At 73.2% G+C, this 10,214-nt stretch carries 2 protein-coding genes; both read right to left on the bottom strand.

Annotation, left to right across the window (positions count from 1 at the left end):
* The coding region (locus ACIQPT_RS36230; RefSeq protein WP_401162425.1) for a condensation domain-containing protein at positions 1-2,454 on the bottom strand (2,454 nt) is incomplete at its 3' end.
* Positions 2,451-10,214 (bottom strand): amino acid adenylation domain-containing protein, encoded by a 7,764-nt coding sequence (locus ACIQPT_RS36225; protein ID WP_401162423.1) that lies wholly within the window; start codon positions 10,212-10,214, stop codon positions 2,451-2,453. The genes ACIQPT_RS36225 and ACIQPT_RS36230, both read right to left, overlap by 4 nt.

Genomic DNA, 10,214 nt, shown 5'->3' with positions numbered 1-10,214 from the left:
CAACAGACCCGACACACCCGCCTGCAACACCATGAACAGACTCGACCGCGACGACCGCGCCAACCCCACCAGATCCCGGTGCAACCGCGCGTTCAACCGGAGCGGAACCAGGCCGCCCCGGTAGCTGGGGGTCGGTGGCCGCGCCCGGTCGACCGGGAGGGTCAGCTCGTCCGGTATCCCGTGGAGAGCGTCGCGCCAGTAGGCGAGTTGTCCGGAGATCGGGGATTCGTCGTCGTCCTCGCTGCCGAGGATCTCGCGCTGCCACAACGCGTAATCCGCGTACTGCACCGGCAACGGCTCCCACCCGGGAACCGCCCCCGCCACCCGAGCCCGATAAGCCACCCCCAGATCACGCGCCAACGGAGCCTGCGACCAACCATCCCCCGCGATGTGATGCACCACCACACACAGCACATGCTCCACCGCCGACACCCGCAACAACACCACCCGCACCGGCAGATCCACCGACAGATCGAACCCACCCGACGCCGCTACACCCAACGCCCCACCCGCACCACCGAACCCGACGTCCACCACCTCGAACGGCACCACCACATCCCCGGCCGGCACCACCTCCTGCCACGGCTCACCACCCACATCCGGAAACACCGTCCGCAACGACTCGTGCCGCACCACCACATCCCGCAACGCCGCACGCAACGCACCCACATCCAGCACACCCGACAACCGCACACCCAACGGAATGTTGTACGTCCCGCTCGGACCCTCCATCCGGTTCAAGAACCACAACCGCCGCTGAGCGAAGGACAACGGAACCCGCACCGGACGCTCCATCGGCACCAACGCCGCACGCCCACCCACCGACGAACCCACCACCCGCTCCGCCAACGCCACCACCGTCTGCGCATCGAAGAGGGCGCGCACCGGCAGTTCGATGTCGAAGACGCCGCGGACGCGGCTGACCAGCCGGGTGGCGAGCAGCGAATGACCACCGAGGTCGAAGAAGTTGTCGTCGATCGACACCGACTCCACGCCCAGGACTTCCGCGAAGAGCCCGCACAGCATCTCCTCGTGCGGGGTCCTCGGCGCCCGGCCCCCGGCGGGGGCGGCGCTCAGGTCGGCCACCGACGCGCTGCCGTTCGCACGGGGGGCGGCGCGCTTCCAGCCCGCCGGGAGCGCGATGGTGCCCATCACCTCGGCCACCGGCTGCGCGCCGCCGCCGGCGACCGTCGCGAGGACCGCCTCCAGGCTGTCGAGGAGTGCGACGGCGGTGGCCTCGGTGAACAGGCCGCCGCGGAAGCCGAGGCGCAGTTGGAGGCGTGTCCCGGGAACGGCGATGAGGGTCAGCGGGTAGTGCGTGGCGTCGGACCCCGAGGTACCGGTGATGGTGAGGTCGCCGAGCGATCCGCCCATGCTGTCCGCGTCCACCGGGTAGCTCTCGAAGGCGACCAGGCTGTCGAACAGTTCGCCGTGTCCGGCGGCGCGCTGGATCTCGGTGAGCCCGATGTAGTGGTGGTCCAGGAGCGCCGACTGCTCGTCCTGAACGCGCAGCAGGAGCGCCATGAGCGTTTCGGTCCGGTCCAGGCGGACGCGTACCGGCACGGTGTTGATGAAGAGGCCGACGATGTTCTCGACGTTCTCGATCTCGGGCGGCCGGCCGGAGACGGTCGCGCCGAACACGACGTCGTCGTCACCCGTGAGCCGGGCCAGTTGGAGCGCCCAGGCCACCTGCACCAGCGTGTTGACCGTGACGCCCAGCCTGCGGGCCAGGCCGGCCAGCCCCGCGCTGTGCTCGTCGGTGAGGTCGACGGTGACCTGACCCGGCAGGTCGGAGAGGGTGTCGTCCGCCTTCGGGGCGACCAGGGTGGGGCCGGTGAGCCCGTCCAGCGCCGCCCGCCACTGTCCGAGTCCGGCCTGCTTGTCCTGCCGTCGCAGCCAGGCCAGGAAGAGTGTGAACGACGGGGCCGGCGGCAGCCCCGCGGACCGGCCGCCGCGCCGGTAGAGCTCGAACAGCTCGCCCAGGACGATCGGCATCGACCAGCCGTCCAGAAGGATGTGGTGGCAGTTGAACATCAGCCGCCAGGAGCGCTCGCCCAGCCTCACCACCGTGAACCGCAGCAGCGGCGGGTCGGAGAGGACGAAGCGCACCGTCTCCTCGGCCGCCGACAACGCCTCCATACGGGTGCGCCGTTCGTCCTCGGCCAGGCCGGACAGGTCGTGCGCGAAGACCGGGACCTCGAACGCGCGCGGCACCACCTGCACCGGACGGCTCAGGTTCTCCGACAGGAAGCCGGCCCGCAGCGTGCCGCGGCGGATCAGCAGCGCCCGTACCGCCTCGCGGAAGACGTCCAGGTCGAACGGGCCCTCGAAGTCGACGGCCAGCCGCACGGTGTAGACGTCGAGGGCATCGTCGTCGTACGTCGCGTGGAAGAGCATGCCCTCCTGCAACGGTGCGAGCGGCAGGATGTCCTCAAAAAGATCCTTGCGGGTCACCGGGTCTTCCTCCACTCAGCTTCCAGTACCCCGAGTTCGTCGAGTTCGAGGTCGATCAGTGACAGGTCCGAGGGGGCGAGGCCGGCCGGCTCCCCGTCGCTCGCGTGCTCCGCGAGTGCGGTGAGCGCGCGGAACCAGCCCTCGGCCAGGGCGCGTACGGCGTCGTGGTCCAGCAGACGGCGCGGCCAGGTCCAGTTGGCGACCAGGCGCGGGCCGTCCACGTCGTCCTGGACCAGGACGTTGAGGGACAGCGTGTGCGGGGCGGGCATGCCGGGGTCGCCGCCGAGGTGCCGCAGCACATCGCCGTCCGCGGACATGGTCCAGCCGTCGCCCCCGGGGCCCTCCGGCTGGTCCTCGGCGACCGCCGTGCGGCCCAGGTAGTTGAAGCCGAACTGGGGGGATCCCAGGGCCGCCAGCTTCTGGCGGGTGTGCGGGTTGAGGTGGCGCAGCAGGCCGAACCCGATTCCTTCGTCCGGCATCCGCCGCAGCGTGTCCCGGACCCGGTCGAGGGCCTTGCGCAGGGCGGCGGGATCGGAATGGACCCGCCCCCAGGACACCGGCCCCAGGTCGAGGCGTACGGGCGCCAGGGAGGTGAACCAGCCGACCGTCCGGGACAGGTCCAGGTCCTCCCCCGGCGGAATCTGTCTGCCGTGGCGCTCGACGTCGACCAGCACTTCGGTGCCGGCCCCCAGGCCGCGCCGTCGTCGCCAGTCGGACACCGCCAGGGTGAACGCGGTCAGGAGCACGTCCTCGATGCCGCTGTTCGTCGCGGAGGGCACCTTCGCCAGGAGCGGTTCGGTGACCGCCTCCGGCAGGGTCAGGACGAGAGCGGCCTGCGTCTCCATGGTGTCGACGGCCGGGTCGCGCGGCTCCGCCGTGACCGGGACGTCCCCATCGGCGAGCTGGTCGGTCCACCAGGCGACCTGCGCGGCGCGGGCGGGTTCGGCGGCGAGTTCGGTGAGCCACTGGGCCCAGCGCCGCCACGAGGTGCCGACCGGCTGCGGATCGGCCTCGCGGGACGCGTGCGCCGCCTGCCAGGCGGCGGCGAGGTCCGGGACGAGGATCCGCCAGGACACCCCGTCGACGGCGAGGTGGTGGCCGACGAGCAGGAGCCGGCCGGGCTCGCCGGGCCCGGCGTCGAACCAGACGGCCCGTACGGTCGTGCCCTCGGCCGGGGACAGGCTCGCGACGGCCCGCTCCGCCTCCTCGGCGATCAGCGCCCGCACCTTCTCGGCGTCCGTGCCCGCGATGTCGACCCGGCTGACGCAGTCGGCGGGGTCCACCGCACCGCGCGGCCGGACCTCGCAGGACCAGGCCCCGTCCTCGATCGTCAGCCGCAGCCGCAGCGCGTCGTGGTGGTCGAGCACGGTGCCGACGGCGGAGGTCAGCGTCGGCAGAGTGACCTCGGCGGGGGTGCGGAGGAGGACGGACTGGTGGAACCGTTCGATGCGACCGCCGTTGTCCCGCAGCCAGTGGGTCATCGGGGTGAGCGGGACGTCCCCGATCCCCGCGTCCGGGTCCTGCGGGGGCAGCTCGTCCACGGTGCGGGCGACCGCCGCGAGCCCGGCGACCGTCTTGTGCTCGAACACGTCGCGGGGCGTGATGACCAGCCCCGCCTTGCGCGCCTCGCCCACGAGCTTGATGGAGACGATGCTGTCGCCGCCCAGCTCGAAGAAGTTGTCGTCGGCGCCCACTCCGGTCAGCGACAGCACCGCCTCGAACACCTCGGCGATCACCCGCTCGGCGTCCGTGCCCGGATCCCGGCCGTCACCGGAGCCGGTGAACTCGGGTGCGGGCAGGGCCGCCTGGTCCAGCTTGCCGTTCACGGTCAGCGGCAGGGCGTCCAGGGTCACGAACGCCTGGGGCACCATGTACTCCGGGAGCCGGTCGGCCGCCCATGCCCGTACGGCGGCGGTGTCCGGCTCCGTGCCCTCTTCGTGGACCACGTAGCCGACGAGCTGCCGGAAGCCGGGCCGGTCCTCCCGGACGACGACCGCCGCGCCGTCCACACCGGCGCAGCCGGAGAGCACGGACTCGATCTCACCGAGCTCGATCCGGAAGCCGCGCAGCTTCACCTGGTCGTCGCGGCGGCCGACGAACTCCAGCGTCCCGCCGGCCCGCCACCGCACGACGTCACCGGTGCGGTACAGCCGCTCGCCGGGGCCGCCGAAGGGATGTGCCACGAACCGCTCGGCCGTCAGACCGGCGCGGCCGAGATACCCGCGGGCCAGGCCCACCCCGGCCACGTACAGCTCCCCGGGAACGCCTGCCGGGCACGGGTTGAGCGCGGCGTCCAGGACGTACACCCGGGTGTTGGCGATCGGTCCGCCGATGGGCGGGGTGGTCGATCCGTCGACCGGGTCGCTCGCCGTGGCGCAGACGGTGGTCTCGGTCGGGCCGTAGGCGTTGATCACCCGGCGGCCGGGCGACCAGCGGGCGGCCAGATCCCGGGGGCACGCCTCGCCGGCGGTGACCAGCGTCAGTCCGGCGGGCGCGTGCAGGGGATCGGCCCCGGACAGCGCGGTCGGGGTGAGGGTGGCGTGGGTGATGCTGCGGGTGGTGAGGAAGTCGGTGAGGTCCGGGCCGAGGACCGGACCCTCGGCCGGGGTCAGGACGAGCTCGGCCCCGTTGAGGAGGGCCATGACCGTCTCCCACGCGGACGCGTCGAAGCTGGGCGCGGCGAACTGACCGACCCGGCTGGTCCCGTCCACGCCCAGCCGGTCGGCCTGCCAGGCGGCGAGGCTGCCCAGCCCCCGGTGCGTGACGCAGACGCCCTTGGGGCGCCCGGTGGAGCCGGAGGTGTAGATGACGTACGCGGGATGGTCCGGGGAGAGCGGCGCCCCGCGGTCCGCGTCGGTGACGGCGCTCCCGGAGAGCGCGGCGAGGGCCGCGACGGTCCCGGGCGCGTCGAGGACGAGCGTCGCGGCGTCGTGGTCGGGCAGCAGCGGAGCCAGCGCGGCGACGGTGACCACGAGCCGGGGGGAGCTGTCGCCGATCATGTGCGTGATCCGCTCGGCGGGGTGGTTCGGGTCCACGGGGACGTAGGCCCCGCCGGCGGTCATCACGGCCATCAGCGCGGTGGTGAGCTCGACCGAGCGCGGCAGGACCAGGGCGACCCGGTCCTCCGGTCCGACGCCGTGCTCGACGAGCAGCCGGGCCAGCCGGCCGGTCCGTTCGGCCAGCGTGGCGTAGTCCAGGGTGACGCCGTCGCCGCTCACCGCGGGCCGGGTGGGAGCGGTGGCGGCCCGGCGGGCGAACAGGTCGGGGACGGTGCCCGGGGGCACCGGCCGGTCGCTGTCGTTCCAGCCGACGAGGAGTTGTTCGCGCTGGGCCGGGGCCAGGATGTCGAGACTGCGCACCGGACGGGCGGGGTCGGCGACGGCGGCGCGCAGCAGGGCGACCAGATGTCCGACGAGGCGCTCGGCGCTGTCCCGGTCGAACAGGTCGGTGCTGTAGTTCAGGATGCCGGATATCCGGCCGGAGTCGGCGTCCTCGGCCAGGCTGAGCTCCAGGTCCACCTTGGCCACCGGAAGCATCAGGTCCTGGGCGGTGACCCGCAGACCGGGCAGTTCCAGGTCCCCCGAGGCGTTGTTCTGGTAGGCGATCAGCACCTGGAAGAGCGGGTTGTGCGACAGCGAGCGGTCGGCTCCCACCAGGTCGACCAGCCGCTCGAAGGGCAGGTCCTGGTGGGCGTACGCGCCGAGGGCGGTGGTACGGGCCCGGCGCAGCAGTTCGGCGAAGCTCGGGTCGCCCGACACATCGGTGCGCAGCACCAGCGTGTTGACGAAGAACCCCACCAGGTCGTCGGTGGCCGCGTCCATCCGGCCCGCGACCGGCGTCCCGAGCGGGATGTCCGTCCCGGCGCCGAGCCGGGACAGGAGAGCGGCCAGGGCCGCCTGGAAGACCATGAACGGCGTGGTGTCGGTCCGGGCGGCGAGCTCGCGCAGCGCCTCCCCCAGCTCGGCGTCGACCGTCACCGGCACGACGGCACCGCGGTGGGTCGCGACCGACGGGCGGGGGCGGTCGGCCGGGAGGGCGAGTTCCTGCGGGGATCCGGCCAGGTTCTCGGCCCAGTACGCCCGTTGGGCGGCGGCGAGGCTCTGCTCGTCGTGCTCGTCGCCCAGCAGTTCCCGCTGCCACAGGGTGTAGTCCGCGTACTGCACGGCGAGCGGCTGCCACCGCGGTGCCGTGCCGGCCAGCCTGGCCCGGTAGGCCTCGCCGAGGTCCCGGGCGAGGGGGGCCTGTGACCAGCCGTCCCCCGCGATGTGGTGCACGAGGACGCACAGCACGTGCTCCTCCGGGGCCGTCCTGAAGAGCCATGCCCGCACCGGCAGGTCGCGGGCGAGGTCGAACCCGGCCGAACCGGCCGCGTCCAGCGCGGCGTCCAGCCCGGCCTCCGGTACGTCGGAGACCCGGAGGTCCACCGTCGCCTCGCCGGCCGGGACGATGTGCTGCCACGGTTCGCCGTCGGTGTCCGGGAACACGGTGCGCAACGACTCGTGGCGGGCCAGGAGATCACCGAACGCGGCCCGCAGCGCCTGCTCGTCCAGCACGCCGGAGAGCCGGATGGCGAACGGGATGTTGTAGGTGGCGCTCGGCCCCTCCATCCGGTTGAGGAACCACAGCCGGCGCTGGGCGAACGACAGCGGCACCCGCTCCGGCCTGACGGCCGGTCGCAGCGGCGGCCGGGCGGCGTCGGAGGACTCCAGGAGACCGGTCGCGAGCCGGGCCACCGTGGGTTCCTCGAAGACCCGCCGGATCGGCAGTTCGACGCCGAGCACCGCACGGACCCGGCTGACCAGCCGGGTGGCGAGCAGGGAGTGCCCGCCGAGCTCGAAGAAGTTGTCGTCGACCGACACGGAGGGCAGGCCGAGCACCTCCTCGAAGAGCCCGCACAGCAGCTCCTCGTGCGGGGTGCGCGGCGTTCTGGCGTCCTCCGTGGTGTGCGCGGGAGCCGGCAGGGCCGTCGTGTCGATCTTCCCGTTGGTGGTCAGCGGCAGCGCGTCCAGCACGACGATCGGCCGGGGCACCATGTACTCCGGGAGCCGGTCGGCCGCCCATGCCCGCAGTTCGTCCGGGTCGAGCGCGGCGTCGGCGGCCGGCACGGCGTAACCGACGAGACGGCGGATGCCGGGCCGGTCCTCCCGGACCAGGACGGCGACCTGACCGACCGTCTCGCAGCCGGCGAGCACGGACTCGATCTCGCCCAGCTCGATCCGGAAGCCGCGCAGCTTCACCTGGCCGTCCCGGCGGCCGACGAACTCCAGCACCCCGTCCGCGCACCAGCGCACCACGTCTCCGGTGCGGTACAGCCGCTCGCCCGGAGCGCCGTAGGGATGCGCGACGAACCGCTCGGCCGTCAGCCCGGCACGGCCCAGATATCCGCGGGCCAGGCCCACCCCGGCCACGTACAGCTCACCCGCGACCCCCACGGGGCACAGGCGCAGGTCGCCGTCGAGGACGTACACCTGCTTGCCGTCGAAGGGGTGGCCGATCGGCACCGGGTCCGGCACGGGCTCGCGGGAGGTCAGCGGGTGCGCGGCAGCGATGACGGTGACCTCGGTCGGCCCGTAGGCGTCCACGACCGTGAGGTCCGGGCAGGCCTCCAGGACCTGGCGGACCGACGCGGCGGGCACCGCCTCGCCCCCGGCCCACACCTCGCGCAGCGGCCGGAGCGTCTCCGGGGCCTCGGCGGCGATGAGCCGGAACAGTCCGGTGGTGAACAGCGCGGCGGTGACCCGGCCTTCGGCGATGGTCCGGCCGATCGTGGCCAGGTCCAGCTCTCCGGGCGGGCCGACGACCAGGGTTCCGCCGTTCAGCAGGGGAGTCCACATCTCGTACGTCGACGCGTCGAACGCGTGGGCCGAGTGCATCAGCACCCGCTCCTGCGCGCCGCCGGCGAACCGGCTGTCGGCGGCCAGGTCCGCGATACCGCGGTGGGTGATGGCGACCCCCTTCGGCCGCCCCGTGGAGCCGGAGGTGTACATGACGTACGCGAGCCGTTCCGCGCCGGGCGGCATCGGCACGCCGCCCTCGGGGACCGGGTGGCTCTCCGGCAGGCCGCCCGGCTCCAGGACCAACGACATCCCGCTGTCGCTCAGCACGTCCTCGCGCCGGGTGCGGGGCCAGCGGTGGTCGATGGGGACGTACACCGCACCGGCACGCAGGACGCCCAGCACCGCCAGCACGAAGTCGACGGACCGGTCCATGGCGATGCCGACGGGCTCCTCGGGCCGCACCCCGCGGTCGAGCAGCCAGGCCGCGATCTCCTCGACCCGGCGCGACAGCTCCGCGTAGGTCAGCGACCGGTCGCCGCGCACCACGGCCGGGTGGTCCGGACTCTCGGCGGTCCGCAGGGCCAGCAGTTCCGGCAGGGTGCGCGCGGGCGCGGGGACCGGGGCGGGGTTCCAGGTGTCCAGGAGCCGCGCCCGCTCGTCGGGGTCCAGCAGCTCGATCGCGCCCGCCGCACCGGACGGGTCGTCGGCGAAGGCCCGGAGCACCGCGGTCAGCCGCCTGCTGAAGCCCTCGATCTCGCTCTCACCGAAGGCATCGGCGCGGTAGGTGAAACGCAGTTCGAGCGAGGAGCCGGGGATGACCATGAGGGCGAGCGGGTAGTGCGCGCCGTCCGTGGAGAAGTAGCCGGCCACCGAGAGGCCGCCGGGCAGCGCCAGCGTGGCCGGGTCGACCGGGAAATTCTCCAGCACCGTGAGGGTGTCGAACAGGTCGCCGTGCCCGGACGACCGCTGGATCTCGGCCAGACCGAGGTGCTGGTGGGCCATCAGTGCGCCCTGCTCCTCCTGGAGCCGTTCGCAGAGCGTGAGGAGGGAGTCCTCCCGCCGGATGCGGACCCGCACGGGCACGGTGTTGAGGAAGAGTCCCACCATGGTGTGCACGCCCGGTATCTCCGGGGAGCGTCCCGCGAGCGTCATGCCGAAGGTGACGTCCCTGCGGTCGGTGAGCCTGCTCAGCACCAGCCCCCAGGCGGCCTGGACCACGGTGTTGAGGGTGAGGCCGTGCTCGCGGGCCCGGTCGCCCAGCCGACGTGTGATCTCCGGCGGGAGGTGGACGCCGACCTTGCTGGGCAGCACCGTGGTGGAGCGGTCGTCGGACATCGCGGCGAGCAGCGTCGGCTCGTCGAGCCCTTCCAGCGCGCCCTTCCAGGCGGCGACGGCCGCGCCCCGGTCCTGCCTGGCGAGCCAGGTCAGGTGATAGCGGAACGGGGTCACCGCGGGCAGGCCGGTCGCGTCGCCGCCCGTCGCGTAGAGCGCGAACAGCTCCCGCAGCAGCACCGGCGCGGACCAGCCGTCCAGCAGGATGTGGTGGTTGGTCACCAGCAGCCGGTGCCGGTCCTCGGCGACCCGGATCACCGTGAACCGCAGCAGCGGAGGCGTCCGCAGGTCGAAGCGGGCGGCCCGGTCGCGCTCGGTGAGTTCGCGGAGCGCCGACTCCCGCTCGGAGGCGGGTGTCTCGGTCAGGTCGAACGCGTGCCAGGGCAGCTCGATGGCCTTCGGCACGAACTGCAGGGGGCGCGGGCCGTCGTGCCGGAACCCGGCGCGCAGGTTGCCGTGGCGCTCCAGCAGGGCCTGCGCGGCGGCCCGCAGGGCGGGCACGTCGAGCGGGCCGTCGATGTCCAGGCCGAGCTGCATGACGTAGACGTCCGGGCCGGAACGGTCGTCGTACTGCGCGTGGAAGAGCAGGCCTTCCTGGAGCGGGGTGAGCGGCAGCACCGCTTCGAGTGACGCGTTGTCCTTCGTGGTCAT

Origin of the sequence: Streptomyces sp. NPDC091289 (assembly GCF_044757365.1) — a bacterium.
Taxonomy (GTDB): domain Bacteria; phylum Actinomycetota; class Actinomycetes; order Streptomycetales; family Streptomycetaceae; genus Streptomyces.
This window is presented reverse-complemented; position numbering and strand designations above follow the sequence as displayed.